The organism is Pseudomonas sp. B1(2018) (assembly GCF_003097365.1).
Classification (GTDB): domain Bacteria; phylum Pseudomonadota; class Gammaproteobacteria; order Pseudomonadales; family Pseudomonadaceae; genus Aquipseudomonas; species Aquipseudomonas laurylsulfatiphila.
Window position 1 is genome coordinate 166,942 of the sequence record NZ_PYUK01000007.1, and the last position, 14,253, is coordinate 181,194.

General features: G+C 61.2%; 12 protein-coding genes. 9 read left to right on the forward strand and 3 right to left on the reverse strand.

Features of this window, described 5'->3' with window-relative positions; genetic code table 11:
- Nucleotides 1-11 precede the first annotated feature (11 nt).
- Nucleotides 12-299 carry an Asp-tRNA(Asn)/Glu-tRNA(Gln) amidotransferase subunit GatC gene (gatC, locus tag C9422_RS13270; protein WP_007976465.1) on the reverse strand — a complete coding sequence of 96 codons (288 nt, stop codon included), beginning with the start codon at nt 297-299 and terminating at the stop codon, nt 12-14.
- Nucleotides 300-510: 211 nt separating this feature from the next.
- Between gatC and mreB the strand changes: the two genes are divergently transcribed.
- From mreB to tldD, 8 genes are all read left to right on the forward strand, one after another.
- Nucleotides 511-1,548 carry a rod shape-determining protein MreB gene (gene mreB, locus C9422_RS13275; protein WP_002555108.1) on the forward strand — a complete coding sequence of 346 codons (1,038 nt, stop codon included), beginning with the start codon at nt 511-513 and terminating at the stop codon, nt 1,546-1,548.
- Between the two features lie 143 nt (nt 1,549-1,691).
- On the forward strand, nt 1,692-2,828 hold the full coding sequence (gene mreC, locus C9422_RS13280; protein WP_116580961.1) for a rod shape-determining protein MreC: 1,137 nt from the start codon (nt 1,692-1,694) through the stop codon (nt 2,826-2,828).
- Nucleotides 2,828-3,319 carry a rod shape-determining protein MreD gene (gene mreD, locus C9422_RS13285; RefSeq protein WP_007970244.1) on the forward strand — a complete coding sequence of 164 codons (492 nt, stop codon included), beginning with the start codon at nt 2,828-2,830 and terminating at the stop codon, nt 3,317-3,319. The genes mreC and mreD overlap by 1 nt, the downstream gene beginning before the upstream one ends.
- A gap of 32 nt (nt 3,320-3,351) precedes the next feature.
- Nucleotides 3,352-3,948, forward strand: coding sequence for a nucleoside triphosphate pyrophosphatase (locus C9422_RS13290; RefSeq protein ID WP_116580962.1), 597 nt, complete (start codon nt 3,352-3,354; stop codon nt 3,946-3,948).
- A 57-nt stretch (nt 3,949-4,005) separates the two neighbouring features.
- Nucleotides 4,006-5,463, forward strand: a complete 1,458-nt coding sequence (gene rng / locus C9422_RS13295; protein WP_007970246.1) for a ribonuclease G — start codon at nt 4,006-4,008, stop codon at nt 5,461-5,463.
- 75 nt (nt 5,464-5,538) lie between these two features.
- Nucleotides 5,539-9,342, forward strand: a complete 3,804-nt coding sequence (locus C9422_RS13300; protein ID WP_116580963.1) for a YhdP family protein — start codon at nt 5,539-5,541, stop codon at nt 9,340-9,342.
- A gap of 157 nt (nt 9,343-9,499) precedes the next feature.
- Entirely contained in the window at nt 9,500-10,354 is an 855-nt protein-coding gene (locus tag C9422_RS13305; protein WP_116580964.1) for a carbon-nitrogen hydrolase family protein, read from the forward strand.
- A gap of 12 nt (nt 10,355-10,366) precedes the next feature.
- Complete coding sequence (tldD, locus tag C9422_RS13310) at nt 10,367-11,809, forward strand: metalloprotease TldD (protein ID WP_007970251.1); 1,443 nt, start codon at nt 10,367-10,369, stop codon at nt 11,807-11,809.
- 103 nt (nt 11,810-11,912) lie between these two features.
- Here tldD and yjgA read toward each other — a convergent pair whose 3' ends face one another.
- Nucleotides 11,913-12,437 (reverse strand): ribosome biogenesis factor YjgA, encoded by a 525-nt coding sequence (gene yjgA, locus C9422_RS13315; RefSeq protein ID WP_007970253.1) that lies wholly within the window; start codon nt 12,435-12,437, stop codon nt 11,913-11,915.
- 108 nt (nt 12,438-12,545) lie between these two features.
- Between yjgA and pmbA the strand changes: the two genes are divergently transcribed.
- Nucleotides 12,546-13,892: a metalloprotease PmbA gene (pmbA, locus tag C9422_RS13320; protein WP_102702298.1), complete on the forward strand. Its 1,347-nt coding sequence runs from the start codon at nt 12,546-12,548 to the stop codon at nt 13,890-13,892.
- Between the two features lie 80 nt (nt 13,893-13,972).
- Here pmbA and C9422_RS13325 read toward each other — a convergent pair whose 3' ends face one another.
- Complete coding sequence (locus tag C9422_RS13325; RefSeq protein ID WP_116580965.1) at nt 13,973-14,245, reverse strand: HPr family phosphocarrier protein; 273 nt, start codon at nt 14,243-14,245, stop codon at nt 13,973-13,975.
- Nucleotides 14,246-14,253: the final 8 nt, after the last annotated feature.

The following is a 14,253-nucleotide window of genomic DNA, read 5'->3' on the forward strand; positions in this document are numbered from 1 at the left end:
GCTCTTTCCCTTTAGTCGATGACTTTCGGAACCAGGTACAGGCCGTTTTCGACCGCTGGTGCGATGGACTGGTAGGCCTCGCGGTTATTGGTCTCGGTCACGACGTCCGCGCGCAGGCGCTGGCTGGCTTCCAGCGGGTGGGCCAGCGGTTCGATACCGTCGGTATTGACCGCCTGCATTTCGTCGACCAGCCCGAGAATGCTGTTGAGGGCCGAAGTGATGTGTGGAAGATCGGCATCATTGAGGCCCAGACAGGCCAGATGAGCGATTTTTTCCACGTCGGAGCGTTCAAGCGCCATTGGGATTCTCCAGTGGAAAACAAAACGGACGGCGTCCGTGTGTTAGATTGTCGGAACACTACCGCACTTCTACGGTCATAAGGCCGCGATTGTGGGGCTTGGTGCACAGAAAAGCGGCCAATTTAACATATTGGCGCCTTGCCCAAAATCCCTGTCGTTGTTAGAGTTTGCCGCACTTTTTTACCCACGCGTTGCCTAGGGTCCCTTTCCCATGTTCAAGAAACTGCGTGGCATGTTTTCCAGCGATCTTTCCATTGACCTGGGCACTGCCAACACCCTTATTTACGTGCGCGAGCGCGGTATCGTCCTGAATGAGCCCTCCGTTGTGGCCATTCGGACACACGGTAACCAGAAAAGTGTCGTTGCTGTCGGCACCGAAGCCAAGCGCATGCTCGGCCGTACTCCGGGCAACATTGCTGCCATTCGTCCGATGAAGGACGGTGTGATCGCCGACTTCAGCGTTTGCGAAAAAATGCTGCAGTATTTTATCAACAAGGTTCACGAAAACAGCTTTCTGCAGCCTAGCCCGCGCGTGTTGATCTGCGTTCCATGCAAATCCACCCAGGTTGAGCGTCGCGCCATCCGTGAATCGGCCCTTGGTGCCGGTGCCCGCGAAGTGTTCCTGATCGAAGAGCCAATGGCGGCTGCGATCGGTGCCGGCCTGCCGGTTGAAGAGGCTCGCGGTTCGATGGTCGTGGATATCGGTGGCGGTACCACCGAAATCGCGCTGATCTCCCTGAACGGTGTGGTTTACGCCGAATCCGTTCGCGTTGGCGGAGACCGCTTCGACGAAGCGATCATCACCTACGTGCGTCGCAACTACGGCAGCCTGATCGGTGAATCCACCGCCGAGCGCATCAAGCAGGAAATCGGCACGGCCTACCCGGGCGGCGAAGTTCGCGAAGTCGACGTTCGTGGCCGTAACCTGGCCGAAGGCGTTCCACGCGCATTCACCCTGAACTCCAATGAAGTGCTGGAAGCTCTGCAAGAGTCCCTGGCAACCATCGTTCAGGCCGTGAAAAGCGCCCTGGAGCAATCGCCTCCGGAACTGGCTTCCGACATCGCCGAGCGCGGTCTGGTGCTGACCGGTGGTGGCGCCTTGCTGCGTGACCTGGACAAGTTGCTGGCCCAGGAAACCGGTCTGCCGGTGATCGTTGCCGAAGACCCGCTGACCTGCGTTGCTCGCGGCGGTGGCCGTGCATTGGAAATGATGGATAAACACACCATGGACCTGCTTTCCAGCGAATAAGTCGCCGGATCGCTTCTATGCTGTTGAGCGCGCAGGCGGCACTTTGCAGTGCTGCCTGTTCGCGTTTATCTTCTGTCAGTCTGCATCCAGGCCGGATTGCTGCCGTATGAATAAACAGAACATTTGCCTGGGAGGAGCGGCTTATTAAACCGCTTTTCACCAAGGGCCCTTCACTGGGCGTGCGCCTGTTGGTGCTGGTCGTGCTTTCGGTCGCGCTGATGGTGGTCGATGCCCGTTTCAGTCTGCTCAAGCCTGCACGCAGCCAGATGTCGCTGGTGCTGATGGACGCCTACTGGATCACCGACCTGCCCGGACGACTCTGGGAAGGCGTTGCCAGTCAGTTTGGCAGCCGGACCGAACTCGTCGCCGAAAACGAAAAACTCAAGACCGAGAACCTGCTGTTGCAGGGGCGCATGCAGAAGCTTGCCGCCCTGACCGAGCAGAACGTTCGGCTGCGCGAGTTGCTCAACTCTTCGGCACTGGTGAACGAGAAGGTCGAAGTGGCCGAGTTGATCGGCATGGACCCCAACCCCTTCACCCATCGCATCATCATCAACAAAGGTGAGCGCGACGGCGTGGTCCTCGGTCAGCCGGTGCTCGATGCCCGTGGCCTGATGGGCCAAGTGGTCGAGTTGATGCCCTACACCTCCCGCGTCCTGTTGCTGACCGACACCACCCACAGCATCCCGGTGCAGGTGAACCGTAACGGATTGCGGGCGATTGCCAGCGGTACCGGCAACCCGGAGCGCCTCGAATTGCGTCATGTGGCCGATACCGCCGACATCAAGGAAGGCGACTTGCTGGTCAGCTCTGGTCTCGGCCAACGTTTCCCGGCCGGTTATCCGGTGGCGACGGTCAAGGAAGTGATTCACGATTCCGGCCAGCCGTTTGCCATTGTCCGCGCCATTCCGACCGCCGCCTTGAACCGCAGCCGCTACCTGCTGCTGGTGTTCAGCGACACCCGTACCCCGGAAGAACGCGCCAACGCTGCCGCCCAGGCCCAGGAAAGCCTGGATGCACAGGGCGGTGGGCCGACCATTCCGGCGACGGTTCCGAAACTGGTCAGCCCCGCGGTCCCTGCCGCACCGGCCGCCGCACCGGCGATACCTGCCACGGCGGCGCCTGCGGCCACCGCACCCGTCAAGCCAGCCACCACGCCCGCCAAGCCTGCGGCCACACATCCTGCGGCGGCTAAACCGCCGGCGGCGCAACCCGCTGCCGCGAAGCCTGCCGCCAAACCGCCAGTCTCCGCGCCGGCCACTCCAGTGGGGAGAGAATAATGGGCGGTGTAAAAGCATCCCGAAACGGCTGGATAGTCTGGCTGACGTTCGCCGTCGGTCTACTCCTCAGCGTTTCGCCATTGCCGCAATTCATGGAAATCCTGCGCCCGCTATGGCTGGCCTTGTTGCTGGCATTCTGGGCGTTGAACCTGCCGCAGACGGTCGGGATGGTGACGGCGTTTTGCCTGGGGCTGGCTGAAGACGTGCTCTACGGTACCTTGCTGGGGCAGAATGCCTTGATCCTGACGCTCATCACCTATCTGGTGCTGGCGCTGCAACAACGCCTGCGGATGTTCCCGATGTGGCAGCAGAGCCTGGTGATCCTGGTGATCTTCGGTCTTGCCCAGTTGGTACAACTCTGGCTCAGTGCCTTGACCGGCAATCGTCAGCCGACGCTGGCGCTGGTGCTGCCGGCACTGGTCAGTGCATTGCTCTGGCCCTGGATCAGTTTCGGTTTGCGCGGATTGCGTCGACGCTACAAAATCAATTAATTCGCTCAGGCATTAGACAGGGAGAGGTCTTGATGAAACGGTTGTACCTCGCCTCTGGCTCGCCACGCCGGCGTGAATTGCTCACGCAGATCGGCGTTCCGTTCTCCGCCGTCAGTGCGGACATCGATGAAACTCCTACAGATCAAGAGTCCCCGACGGCCTATGTCGAGCGTCTGGCGCGCGGCAAGGCCGAGGCCGGGCGCGGCAGCGTCGTGTCTGACGAACCGTTCTGCGTGCTCGGTGCCGATACCGCCGTGGTGCTCGATGGAAAAATTCTCGGCAAACCGGTTGATCAAGCGGATGCCTGCGCCATGCTGATGATGTTGTCGGGGTGCGAGCATGAAGTCCTGACCGCGATTGCGCTGCTGGATGGCGAACGCTGCGAGTCCCGGGTTGTCACCAGTCGCGTGCGTTTTCGGGATATCAGTCGTGATGAAGCCGTGGCCTACTGGGCCAGCGGTGAACCACAGGACAAGGCGGGCGGTTATGGCATTCAAGGACTGGGTGCGGTGTTTGTCGCCGGGCTCAATGGAAGTTATTCAGCTGTGGTCGGACTGCCGCTTTGCGAAACCGCGGAACTGCTCGGCCATTTCGGCATACCCTGTTGGCAAACCCGGAACGCACGCTAAGCAACGTTCTGAACAGATGCGGCCATTATCGTGAACATGCCTGAACGAGACCCTGCCATGAGTGAAGAGATCCTGATCAACATCACGCCGATGGAGTCGCGCGTGGCGGTGGTCGAAAACGGTGTCCTGCAAGAGGTCCACGTCGAGCGTACGCAAAAGCGCGGGATCGTCGGTAACATCTATAAAGGCAAAGTCGTGCGGGTATTGCCGGGGATGCAGGCGGCATTCGTCGATATCGGCCTGGATCGCGCGGCGTTCATTCACGCCTCGGAAATTTCCCTGCGCGAAGGCCCTGCGGTCGAGAGCATCAGCGCACTGGTGCACGAAGGCCAGAGCCTGGTGGTGCAGGTGACCAAGGATCCGATCGGTTCCAAAGGCGCACGCCTGACCACCCAGCTGTCGATCCCTTCACGCTACCTGGTGTACATGCCGCGTACCGCCCATGTCGGGATTTCCCTGAAGATCGAAGACGAAGCCGAGCGCGAACGTCTCAAGCAAGTGGTCACCGATTGCGTGGCCAAGGAAGGTATCAAGGAGGCTGGCGGTTTCATCCTGCGTACGGCAGCCGAAGGCGCCGGCGCCGATGAAATCCTTATGGACATCCGCTACCTGCGCAGGCTCTGGGATCAGATCAGCGCCCAGATCAAAACCATCAGCGCGCCCAGCGTGATCTACGAAGACCTCGGTCTGGCGCTGCGCACCCTGCGTGACCTGGTAAGCCCGAAAATCGAGAAGATCCGCATCGACTCCCGGGAAACCTTCCAGAAGACCACGCAATTCGTCGCCGAATTGATGCCGGAGATTGCTGACCGTCTGGAGCATTATCCGGGCGAGCGGCCGATTTTCGACCTGTATGGCGTCGAAGACGAAATCCAGAAGGCCCTCGAGCGCAAGGTCCCGCTCAAGTCCGGCGGATATCTGGTGGTCGACCCGGCGGAAGCCATGAGCACCATCGACGTCAATACCGGGGCGTTCGTCGGTCATCGTAACCTCGAAGAAACCATCTTCAAGACCAACCTCGAAGCCGCGACGGCCATCGCCCGCCAATTGCGCCTGCGCAACCTCGGCGGAATCATCATCATCGACTTCATCGACATGGAGGATGAAGAGCACCAGCGCCAGGTGCTGCGCACGCTCGAGAAGCAGCTGGAACGCGATCACGCCAAGACCAACATCATCGGTATCACCGAGTTGGGCCTGGTGCAGATGACCCGCAAGCGCACCCGCGAAAGCCTTGAACAGGTCTTGTGCGAGCCGTGCAACGCCTGTCAGGGCCGCGGCAAACTCAAGACGCCGGAAACCGTTTGCTACGAAATCTTTCGCGAAATCCTGCGTGAGGCTCGCGCCTATCAGGCAGAGGGCTATCGTGTATTGGCCAATCAGAAAGTTGTCGACCGTCTGCTCGACGAGGAGTCGGGCAACGTCGCCGAGCTGGAAGGGTTTATCGGGCGCACCATCCGTTTCCAGGTCGAAACCATGTATTCCCAGGAACAATACGACGTGGTGCTGCTCTGAAGCGTTTCGTTTTGATTATTCGAGAATGGCTGGCCTCAGCTTTTTGCAAAACTTTTGCCATGGGGGCCATCTGACATGGACCGTCTGACACGCATTTTGGCCGCACTGACCCGCTGGGGTCTAGGCCTGTGCGCGTTGGTTTTGGTGTTGATGGCGCTCTACGTCAGCCTTGGCCGGGAGCTGACGCCGCTGGTCGCCGAGTACCGTGCCGATATCGAAACCAAAGCCAGCGATGCCTTGGGCATGCCGCTGCAAATCGGCGAGCTGGAAGGCAACTGGAGTGGATTCGCCCCCGTATTGATGGCGCACGACGTGACCGTCGGCGAGGGCGCCAATGCCCTGCACCTGGATCAGGTGCGCGCGGTGCCGGACCTTTGGGCCAGTCTGCTGGCACGTCAGGTACGCATCGCTCATCTGGAACTCAGCGGCCTGAAGATCAGCGTCAAGGAGGGCGACGACGGTCAATGGGCGCTGGAAGGTTTGCCGGTGCAACAGCATCAGCCGATCGATCCGGAACAATTGCTCAATCGCATGCAGATGATCCAGCAACTGTCGGTACTCGACAGCCAGGTGACCTTGCAGCCCTTTGCACATTCGCCGCTGACCCTGACCTACGTCGGCCTGAATCTGAAAACCGGTGCGTCGCGGCAGCGTCTCGACGCCCGCCTGACCCTGCCCGACGGCCAGCCCGTGGCCATGAGCCTGCGTACCCGCATTCGAGCCAGTCAATGGCAGGACGGTGAAGCCGAGGTCTACCTGAGCCTGCCGCAAAGCGACTGGTCGAAGTGGCTGCCCGAGCGCGTCAGCCAGCAATGGAATTTCTCCGAGATCAAGGCCGGCGGCGAGCTGTGGCTGACCTGGGGCAAAGGCCTCTTGCAAAGCGCTGCAGTGCGCTTGAACGCGCCACAACTCAAGGGCGCCTACGCCGAGCGCAAGCCGATCCAGATCAACAACCTGGCGCTCAATGGTTACTTCGAGCGCAGTGCCGAAGGCGTGCAGGTGACCCTGGATTCCCTGGCAATGAACCTGGGTGACATCCGCTGGGAAACGCACTTGCAGCTCAAGCAAAGCGCCGCCACCGACAAGACCGAAGAACTCTGGCATCTACAGGCCGACCGCGTCGATCTGACCCCGCTCACGCCGCTGCTCAATGCCCTGGCGCCGTTTCCTCAAGGCTTTGCCACCGTTGTCGAGCGGCTCAAGGTGAAGGGCGGACTGCGCAATGTGTTGATCGACGTGCGACCCAATGCCACCGACGACAGCAAGTTCAGCTTTGCCGCCAACCTCGACCAGGTGGGCTTCGATGCTTATCACGGTGCGCCGGCGGCGCGAAATGTCAGCGGCAGCATCAGCGGTGACCTGGGGCACGGCGAGCTGCGCATGGACAGCAAGGATTTCATGCTGCACCTGGACCCGATTTTCGCCAAGCCATGGCAGTACATTCAGGCCAACGCGCGACTGACCTGGAAGCTCGATAAAGAAGGCTTCACCCTGATTGCGCCGTATCTGAAGGTGCTGGGCGAGGAGGGCAAGATTGCCGGCGACTTCCTGATTCGCCTGCATTTCGATCACACCCAGGAAGACTACATGGACCTGCGGGTGGGCATGGTGGATGGCGACGGTCGCTACACCGCCAAGTACTTGCCGACGGTCCTCAGCCCGGCGCTGGACGAATGGCTGCGCACGGCGATTCTCAAGGGCGCAGTGGACCAGGGCTTCTTCCAGTATCAAGGGTCGCTCAACCACGGTGCCGCAGACGTCGATCGCAGCATCAGCCTGTACTTCAAGGTTCACGATGCCGAACTGGCCTTCCAGCCGGGCTGGCCCCATGTCAGCAAGGTCAGCGGCGATGTGTTTGTCGAAGACAGCGGCGTGCGGATTCTGGCCAGCAAAGGCCAGTTGCTCGACACCCAGGTCAGCGATGTTTACGTCAACATTCCCCATGTGCCTGCGGGGCAGAACGTTCATTTGTTCCTTGATGGCGGATTTGCCGGCGGTTTGGGCGATGGCCTGAAAATCCTCCAGGAGGCGCCGATCGGCACCGGGGCGACCTTTGCCGGCTGGGAAGGCGAGGGTGAACTGAGCGGCAAGTTGAAGCTGGATATTCCGCTGGCAAAAGGCGAGGAACCGAAGATCCTCGTCGATTTCAAGACCGCCAGGGCACGCTTGAAACTGGCCGAGCCGGTGCTGGAGCTGACCCAGCTCAAAGGTGACTTCCGTTTCGACAGCGCCAAAGGCCTGAGCGGGCAGAACATCGGCGCCCGGGCATTCGACAAACCGGTCACTGCACAGATTTTTGCCGATGGCAGCCCGGGTAAGCTCAATACTCGGGTAACCGCGTCGGGCCAGGTCGAGGTGAAGAAACTGACCGACTGGCTGAAGGTGACCCAGCCTCTGCCGGTGAGTGGCGTGATCCCTTATCAACTGCAACTGACCCTCAATGGCCCCGACAGCCAATTGCGGGTCAACTCCAACCTCAAGGGCGTGGCGGTCGATTTGCCTGCGCCCTTCGGCATGGCCGCCGATGTCGGGCGCGACACGACGTTTCGCATGACGTTACAGGGCGACGAGCGGCGCTATTGGGTGAACTACGGGGATCTGGCGAGTTTCACGTTTGCAGCCCCGGCCAACAATTTCGCTGAGGGGCGCGGGGACTTGTTCCTCGGCGGCGGCGAGGCTGTGCTGCCGGGCACCAAAGGCCTGCGGGTACGGGGCGTGTTGTCCGAGCTGGATGTAGGCCCGTGGAAGGATCTGGTGGATAAATACGCCGGGCAGGACCCCGGCGGCAGCGCCAAGCAATTGCTCAGCGGTGCGGACTTCAAGGTAGGCAAGCTCAGCGGTATCGGCACCACGCTTGATCAGGCTTCGATTCAGCTGGCGCGCAAACCCTCCGCCTGGGCGCTGCAACTCGACAGCCAGCAGATCAAGGGCAGCGCCAACCTGCCCGATTCGAAGGCCACGCCAGTCACGATCAATCTGCAAACCGTGCGCTTGCCTGCACCGGACCCGACCGTGCTGGCCGATGAGAACTCGCCGGATCCGTTGGCGTCGGTGGACCCGACGAAAATCCCCGCGATGGACATCACGATCAATCAGTTATTCCAGGGCCAGGATCTGGTCGGTACCTGGTCGCTGAAGGTTCGCCCGACGGCCAGGGGCATTGTGTTCAACTCGCTGGATCTGGGACTCAAGGGCATGTTGCTGGTGGGCAGTGGTGGCTGGGAAGGCGTACCCGGCGCCAGCAACAGCTGGTACAAGGGCCGCATGAGCGGCAAGAACCTCGCCGACGTGCTCAAGGGCTGGGGGTTTGCGCCGAGTGTCACCAGCCGGGACTTTTATATGGATGTCGATGGCCGCTGGCCCGGCTCGCCGGCGTGGGTGGCGACCAAGCGTTTCTCCGGATCGCTCGATGCGACCCTCAATCAGGGCCAGTTCGTCGAAGTCGAAGGCAGTGCCCAGGCGCTGCGGGTATTTGGTTTGCTCAACTTCAACTCCATCGGCCGGCGCCTGCGCCTGGACTTCTCCGACCTGTTCGGCAAAGGCCTGAGCTACGACCGGGTCAAGGGGCTGCTGGTCGGGACGAATGGTGTGTATGTCACCCGTCAGCCAATCCAGCTGACTGGCCCGTCGAGCACCATCGAACTCGACGGCACGCTGAACATGGTGGCCGATCAGATCGATGCGAAACTGATGGTGACCCTGCCGGTGACCAATAACCTGCCGATTGCCGCGCTGATCGTTGGTGCGCCGGCGGTCGGCGGGGCGTTGTTCCTGATCGACAAGCTGATCGGTGACCGGGTCTCCCGTTTCGCCAGTGTGAAGTACACCGTCAAAGGGCCGTGGAAAGAACCGAAAATCACCTTCGACAAGGCTTTTTGAAAAACCATTTTCCAGACCTATGGAGTAGCATGGCTGTACGGTTCACCTGTAGGAGCTGCCGCAGGCTGCGATCTTTTGATCTTGAAAAATAAAGGTAAAAAGATCGCAGCCTGCGGCAGCTCCTACAGGAACGCATTGTTTCAATAGGGAAAAGGCCATGTCTGTAGCGGTGATTCAAATGGTCAGCCAGAGCGATGTGCTGGCCAATCTGGCCCAGGCCCGTCGACTGCTTGAGCAAGCGGCCGCCGGCGGCGCGAAACTCGCGGTATTGCCGGAAAATTTCGCCGCCATGGGCCGGCGCGACGTTGCCGACATCGGGCGCGCCGAAGCCCTGGGCGAAGGCCCGATCCTGCCCTGGTTGAAACAGACCGCACGCGACCTCAGGTTATGGATAGTGGCCGGCACATTGCCGTTGCCGCCGATGGATCAGCCGGCGGCCAAGGCGCATGCCTGTTCGTTGCTGGTCGATGACCAGGGCGAAACGGTGGCGCGCTACGACAAGCTGCACCTGTTCGACGTGGACGTGGCGGACAATCGTGGCCGTTACCGTGAGTCCGATGACTATGCTTATGGCAGCGGTGTGGTCGTGGCGGACACTCCGGTTGGCCGGGTCGGCCTGACGGTCTGCTATGACCTGCGCTTTCCCGAGCTGTACAGCGAACTGCGTGCTGCCGGCGCGGAACTGATTACCGCTCCCTCGGCCTTCACCGCGGTGACCGGCGCGGCGCATTGGGATGTGCTGATTCGTGCGCGGGCCATCGAGACCCAGTGTTATGTGCTTGCGGCTGCTCAGGGCGGCACGCATCCGGGGCCGCGGGAAACCTTCGGGCATGCCGCCATCGTCGACCCGTGGGGACGGGTGCTGGAACAACAGGATCAAGGCGAGGCCGTGCTGCTGGCCGAACGCGACAGCAGCGAACAGGCGTCCATCCGGGCGCGGATGCCGGTGTCCAGTCACCGGCGCTTTTTCTCGCAGGGCGCCCAGCGACCTGCATCAGAAACACGAATTTAAGGCGTAAAGCATATGAGCGAGTTGTTGTCCTCAGTCAGTGAACACCTGCTGGCGCCAGGTGGCGTCACGATCGAGAGCCTGCAAGGCGTGCTCGGCGATCTGGCCGGGCCGGGCATCGATGCCGCCGACCTGTATTTCCAGGGGCAAATCTCCGAGTCCTGGGCGCTGGAAGACGGCATCGTCAAGGAAGGCAGCTTCAACCTTGACCAGGGTGTCGGCGTGCGTGCGCAATCGGGTGAGAAAACCGGTTTTGCCTACAGCAATGCCATCACCCTTGAAGCCCTGGGCGCGGCGGCGCGTGCCGCCCGTTCGATTTCCCGGGCCGGGCAGCACGGTACCGTACAGGCCTTCACCAGCCAGGATGTCGCGCAGTTGTATGCGCCGGACAACCCCCTGGAAGTGCTGACCCGTGCCGAAAAGGTCGATTTGCTCAAGCGCGTCGACGCCGCGACCCGCGCCCTCGACCCACGCATCCAGCAGGTCACCGTGAGCATGGCCGGTGTCTGGGAGCGGATTCTGGTGGCGTCCACCGACGGCGGCCTGGCGGCGGATGTACGCCCGCTGGTGCGTTTCAACGTCAGTGTGATAGTCGAGCAGAACGGTCGCCGCGAGCGCGGCGGTCATGGCGGTGGCGGCCGCACCGATTACCGCTATTTCCTCGGTGAAGACCGCGCCATGGGCTATGCCCGTGAAGCGTTGCGCCAGGCGCTGGTCAACCTTGAAGCCATTCCGGCGCCTGCCGGTACCTTGCCGGTGGTACTCGGCTCCGGCTGGTCGGGCGTGCTGCTGCACGAAGCCGTCGGGCATGGCCTGGAAGGCGACTTCAACCGCAAGGGCAGCTCGGCTTATAGCGGGCGCATGGGCGAGATGGTTGCTTCCAAGCTGTGCACCATCGTCGATGACGGCACCCTGGCCGGTCGTCGCGGTTCGCTGAGCGTCGATGACGAGGGCACGCCTACCGAGTGCACCACCCTGATCGAAAACGGCGTACTCAAGGGCTACATGCAGGACAAGCTCAACGCCCGCCTGATGGGTGTGGCGCGCACCGGCAACGGTCGTCGCGAGTCTTACGCGCATCTGCCGATGCCGCGCATGACCAACACCTACATGCTCGCCGGCGAAAGCGATCCGCAAGAAATCATCGCCTCGGTGAAACGCGGCATCTATTGCGCCAACCTCGGCGGCGGTCAGGTGGACATCACCAGCGGCAAGTTCGTGTTCTCCACCAGCGAGGCGTACCTGATCGAGGACGGCAAGATCACCGCTCCGGTCAAGGGGGCGACCCTGATCGGCAACGGTCCGGAAGCCATGAGCAAGGTGTCGATGGTCGGTAATGATCTGTCGCTGGACAGCGGCGTGGGCACATGCGGCAAGGATGGGCAGTCGGTGCCGGTGGGTGTCGGCCAGCCAACGCTGAAGATTGATGCGATCACCGTGGGTGGCACGGGGTCGTAAGGAGATACACCGCCTTTGCAGGAGCTGCCGAAGGCTGCGATCTTTTGATCTTTAAAAAGCAAAGATCGCAGCCTTCGGCAGCTCCTACAAGGGCTGCGATGACTTAACGCAGTCCGCGTTGAGTCTCGTCCAGCTCACGGATGTACTTGAAGATTTTACGGCTGGAAGCAGGAGGCTTGTTTTGCGCAACCTCATGCTGGGCCTGACGGATCAGGGAACGCAGTTGCTGGCGATCCGCGTCGGGGTATTCGACGACGAATTTTTCCAGTACGGCGTCGTCACCGGCAATCAGACGATCGCGCCAGCGTTCCAGGTTATGGAAGCGTTCGTTGTATTGACGGGTGGAGGCATCGAGTTGATCGAGCAGAACCAGAATCGCGTCAGTGTCCTGATCGCGCATCAGTTTGCCGATGAACTGAAGGTGCCGTTTACGCGCGATATTCGCGGTGTGCTTGGGCGCATCGGCCAGTGCCCGGCGCAATCCGTCGGTCAAAGGCAGTTTGTTGAGCAAGTCAGGCTTGAGCGTTGTAAGGCGCTCGCCGAGGTCAACCAGAGCATGCAGCTCGCGTTTGACCTGGGATTTGCTTTTTTCTCCCGTATCGAGGGAGTCGTCGTAAGAATCAACCATGGTGGCAGTCCGCAAAGAAACGTCGCCATGATAACCAGTCGGGGGCCGCTTGTCCGGCCCGGTCGCTCGATGACCGTTACCGAAAGCAGAATTTGAGTGGAGAACAGCATGAGTGCAGTTGAAAGCGTCGGCCCACAAGCATTGCCGGCACTGCAGGAACAGGTCGAGCAGATCATCGCTGAAGCCAGGCGCCAGGGAGCCAGCGCCTGTGAAGTGGCCGTCTCCCTGGAACAGGGCCTTTCGACGTCGGTGCGCCAGCGTGAAGTCGAAACGGTCGAGTTCAACCGCGATCAGGGTTTTGGCATCACCCTGTACGTAGGCCAGCGCAAGGGCTCGGCCAGCACGTCGGCCAGCGGTCCGGAAGCGATTCGCGAAACGGTGGCCGCTGCTCTGGCTATCGCCAAACACACCTCGGAAGACGAAGCCTCGGGCCTGGCCGATGCCGCGTTGATGGCGCGGGATCTTCAGGATTTCGACCTGTTTCACCAGTGGGACATCACGCCGGAGCAAGCCATCGAGCAGGCCCTGGCCTGTGAAGCCGCGGCGTTTGCCGCCGACAGCCGGATCAAGAACGCCGACGGTACCACCCTCAGCACCCATCAGGGCTGCCGCGTTTATGGCAACAGTCACGGGTTTATCGGTGGTTATGCGTCGACTCGCCACAGCCTCAGCTGCGTGATGATTGCTGAAGCGGACGGCCAGATGCAGCGTGATTACTGGTACGACGTGAACCGTCAGGGCAACTTGCTGGCCGATCCGGTAAGCATCGGCCAGCGTGCCGCGCAACGGGCGGCGAGCCGTCTGGGCGCGCGTCCGGTGCCGACCTGCGAGGTGCCGGTGCTGTTTTCCGCAGAGTTGGCGGGTGGCCTGTTCGGCAGTTTCCTGTCGGCGATTTCCGGCGGCAGCCTGTATCGCAAGTCGTCGTTCCTTGAAGGTACGCTGGGCCAGAAGCTGTTTCCGGAGTGGCTGACCATCGACGAGCGCCCACACTTGATGCGTGCCATGGGCAGCGCGGCGTTCGATGGTGATGGTCTGGCAACCTACGCCAAGCCGTTCGTCGAAAAAGGCGAGTTGGTGTCGTACATCCTCGGCACCTACTCCGGCCGCAAGCTCGGCATGCCGAGCACCGCCAATGCCGGCGGGGTGCATAACCTGTTCGTCACCCATGGCGAAGAAGACCAGGCGGCCTTGCTGCGGCGCATGGGACGCGGGCTGTTGGTGACCGAGCTGATGGGGCAGGGCCTGAACATGGTGACCGGTGACTATTCCCGCGGCGCGGCGGGTTACTGGGTCGAGAACGGCGAAATCCAGTTCGCGGTCCAGGAAGTGACCATCGCCGGCAACATGCGCGACATGTTCAAGCAGATCGTGGCCGTGGGTAATGATCTTGAGTTGCGTAGCAACATTCGTACAGGCTCGGTGCTGATCGAGCGGATGACCGTAGCGGGTAGCTAAGCCTCCCCGCTACACAAAAAGATCGCAGCCTTCGGCGCAAACCACTGTAGGAGCTGCCGCAGGCTGCGATCTTTTGATCTTTATTCGCCTTCGTCGAAGAAGTTGTTGATCAGCGCCACCAGCGCATCCAGGGCTTCCTGTTCCTGTTCGCCTTCTGTGCTCAAGTGGATCTTGGTGCCTTTGCCGGCGGCCAGCATCATCATCGCCATGATGCTTTTGCCATCGACCATGGACTCTGGTGTGCGACCGGCCCGGATCTGGCACGGGAACTGACCTGCGACCCCAACGAATTTTGCAGAAGCGCGGGCGTGCAGGCCCAGTTTATTGATGATTTCGATTTCCAGAGCAGGCATCGCGATGT

What these genes read in the sequence shown, in the direction of transcription:
- mreB (WP_002555108.1), top strand. Translation starts at nt 511, where the DNA reads ATGTTCAAGAAACTGCGTGGCATGTTTTCCAGCGATCTTTCCATTGAC.
- tldD (WP_007970251.1), top strand. Translation starts at nt 10,367, where the DNA reads ATGAGCGAGTTGTTGTCCTCAGTCAGTGAACACCTGCTGGCGCCAGGT.
- mreD (WP_007970244.1), top strand. Translation starts at nt 2,828, where the DNA reads ATGGGCGGTGTAAAAGCATCCCGAAACGGCTGGATAGTCTGGCTGACG.
- yjgA (WP_007970253.1), bottom strand. Translation starts at nt 12,437, where the DNA reads ATGGTTGATTCTTACGACGACTCCCTCGATACGGGAGAAAAAAGCAAA.
- C9422_RS13290 (WP_116580962.1), top strand. Translation starts at nt 3,352, where the DNA reads ATGAAACGGTTGTACCTCGCCTCTGGCTCGCCACGCCGGCGTGAATTG.
- C9422_RS13325 (WP_116580965.1), bottom strand. Translation starts at nt 14,245, where the DNA reads ATGCCTGCTCTGGAAATCGAAATCATCAATAAACTGGGCCTGCACGCC.
- gatC (WP_007976465.1), bottom strand. Translation starts at nt 299, where the DNA reads ATGGCGCTTGAACGCTCCGACGTGGAAAAAATCGCTCATCTGGCCTGT.
- C9422_RS13300 (WP_116580963.1), top strand. Translation starts at nt 5,539, where the DNA reads ATGGACCGTCTGACACGCATTTTGGCCGCACTGACCCGCTGGGGTCTA.
- C9422_RS13305 (WP_116580964.1), top strand. Translation starts at nt 9,500, where the DNA reads ATGTCTGTAGCGGTGATTCAAATGGTCAGCCAGAGCGATGTGCTGGCC.
- rng (WP_007970246.1), top strand. Translation starts at nt 4,006, where the DNA reads ATGAGTGAAGAGATCCTGATCAACATCACGCCGATGGAGTCGCGCGTG.
- pmbA (WP_102702298.1), top strand. Translation starts at nt 12,546, where the DNA reads ATGAGTGCAGTTGAAAGCGTCGGCCCACAAGCATTGCCGGCACTGCAG.